Consider the following 2,280-nt stretch of genomic DNA (forward strand, 5'->3'; position numbering starts at 1 on the left):
TCGGCGGGGTAGTGCTTCATCCCCACAGGGACTCCGTTCTCCTGGACCATCAAGATCCAAGTGTCTCCGGTGTCCAAAATCCGGGGTCAGGGCCCCTTCGACGAGAACCAGGCCCTGACTACCTGAGGGCTTGTCACTCTGCGCGTCCGAGCGACCAGACATTCGGGGCTTGCGCCGTTAACCCCCTCAAGTGGTAGGCGCTCGCCCGATCTGGAATAGCCGCAGGTCAGAGGCTGGTTGCGCGGCTTGCCCTCCTCTGCCCCAGAGTGCCGTTACGCGCCGCACGGCACCCATGCGGCATGGACGAAGGAGGAGCTTCATGGGCAAGCGCACGACGGCCCGCCGCGAGTCGGGGAAGACGGGAGAAGAGCTGCGGCCCGACGTGGAGTTCAGGGCCCGCGGGTTCCACGTCAGCATGGACAAGGTCCCGTGGACGGGCCTCGTCCTGCTGGCGGGGGCGGTCGCCGCCAGGATGGCCGGCGCTCACGTCTGGATGCTCTGACCTGACGGGTGGGGTGGCCCTGCGGAACGTGCGAAGTGACCGCAGGGCCATCCCGGGAGCACCGTCCTGTCAGGGCACTCATGTCCGACCGTACGGGCGGCAGGGGTTCACCGCCCGGCGGGGTGATGCATACGTGCCGGGGTCTGATACTGGTGGGCTCTCGTATTCAACTGTCGCCTGTTTCCCAACGAACCCAGCCGGCTGGTGACCGTGTGTGATCTTCAGCGGCGTATAGGCTCCACGTTCCGCTGGTCTCGTTGCGGAGCGGGTGGTGGTCTTGTCGTGGTAGCGGAGAGCATCCGCAATGCCAGACTTCGTTCTGGGATCCGCGCACAAGCTGTGTGGCTGGCTTGAGGGGCGCCCATCCAGTAGAAGAACCTGTCATGACTCTCGTTATGAGTACCGATTACGTCGCCGTCATCACGGCCATCGACTCTGCCTTGCTACTGGTCGGAGCTGTGCAGACGTACACGCTGGCGAAGGAGGGGAAGGAGGAGACGAAGCGGTTCGTTGCCAGTCTGGATTCCGGCATGGAGTCACTGCGTGCCTGTGTGCGCGCCAGCGAGACGCCCGCTGACGAGGAGTTGGCTGCTGCTCTGGCGGACGCGCCAGATCGGAAGCAGGCGCGATCCATGCTTTGGCGAATGGTGCGACCTTCCGTGCTGTCTGGGTTGTGGGTGGGCATGTCATTGGCGCTCGTAACGTCTTTGACGCAAGCTCTGATCTGGGCCGCCTCCAAGCCACATGGCGACGACCCCAGCACTGCACTCTCCACGCTGATCTGCACGGTGGTGGGGTGTTGCGTGGTCATCGGCGAGGCGACGATCCGCGCCAGATGGGCTACGAACGAGGGGCTCGCCAACATTCGTAAGTGGAACAGGGACCCTACCAACCTGGAGGTCGCTCGACTGCTCCACATCTACCAGCAGCGGCGTGAAGCAGCGTCCCAAACGTCCCCCGATCCTGCCGGAAGCGGCACTTCCGGGAGTTGACCGTGCGCTCAGAACAGGGGGTTGATACTGGTGGGCTCGACTGGTAGGCCCGCATGTTCATGTGTCGCGTATTTGCCTGGAAACCGGTTCTTTGACTACTGAGCGTCGTGGGTGGCATGGATCACGCCCGAGTGCGCGTCTGCACCTGATCGCCAGCGCTTTCCCGCCGATACGCTCCTGGGTGTGACGAATCATGAACTGCAGCCCTACGAGCACGCCGTGCCCCAGTGGACCGTTGGCGAGCTGCGCCAAGCGCTGGCCGACCTTCCCGACGCGCTGCCGGTGAGGGTTGCGGTGCCGCAGGTGCCCACCACCCTGTGTCCTGACGAGGAGCAGGACGCCCGCTATGTGGTGACCGGCACCAGCGATGCGGCCCCACGCTACGACACACTGCTGCGTGACGGCGATGAGGTGCTGATCCTGCTCGCCGACTACCCCTCCGCCACCTACATGCACCGACCCAACGACGTCCGGTGAGCGGCCCGTGACGCTGACGGGCTGGCACCTCGTGGTGTCGTGGCTTCCTCTGCGACGTGGGCACTGGTGTCACCGTGTGTGGTCGCCAGGGGCGTATCGGCTCCAGGTTCCTCCGGCTTCGGTGACCGGCGGGCGCCAAGCGGGCTCACCAGCCGACGCCCCATGTCGTCTACCAGCGCATGCCGAGCTGGTCGAGGTCGGTGCTGAAGTTTCCCCAAGGCCGGGTAGTTAGCGTTTTCGCAGGTCACGCAAGGGGTGTTGACGGGTCCTTGACGTGGAGCAACGGAGCTCGTTGGTACAGGCAGTCGT

The 2,280-nt window shown here is 64.8% G+C and carries 3 protein-coding genes; all 3 read left to right on the forward strand.

Going from position 1 to position 2,280, the window contains the following annotated elements; genetic code table 11:
• Positions 1–319 precede the first annotated feature (319 nt).
• The 3 genes from ACIRJP_RS42410 to ACIRJP_RS42420 all read left to right on the forward strand — a co-directional run bounded on the left by ACIRJP_RS42410 (position 320) and on the right by ACIRJP_RS42420 (position 1,971).
• On the forward strand, positions 320–502 hold the full coding sequence (locus tag ACIRJP_RS42410; protein WP_404186567.1) for a hypothetical protein: 183 nt from the start codon (positions 320–322) through the stop codon (positions 500–502).
• Between the two features lie 395 nt (positions 503–897).
• On the forward strand, positions 898–1,494 hold the full coding sequence (locus tag ACIRJP_RS42415; protein ID WP_404186569.1) for a hypothetical protein: 597 nt from the start codon (positions 898–900) through the stop codon (positions 1,492–1,494).
• A 183-nt stretch (positions 1,495–1,677) separates the two neighbouring features.
• Positions 1,678–1,971: a DUF6225 family protein gene (locus ACIRJP_RS42420; RefSeq protein WP_404186571.1), complete on the forward strand. Its 294-nt coding sequence runs from the start codon at positions 1,678–1,680 to the stop codon at positions 1,969–1,971.
• Positions 1,972–2,280: the final 309 nt, after the last annotated feature.

The organism is Streptomyces sp. NPDC102437, assembly GCF_044765565.1.
Taxonomy (GTDB): domain Bacteria; phylum Actinomycetota; class Actinomycetes; order Streptomycetales; family Streptomycetaceae; genus Streptomyces.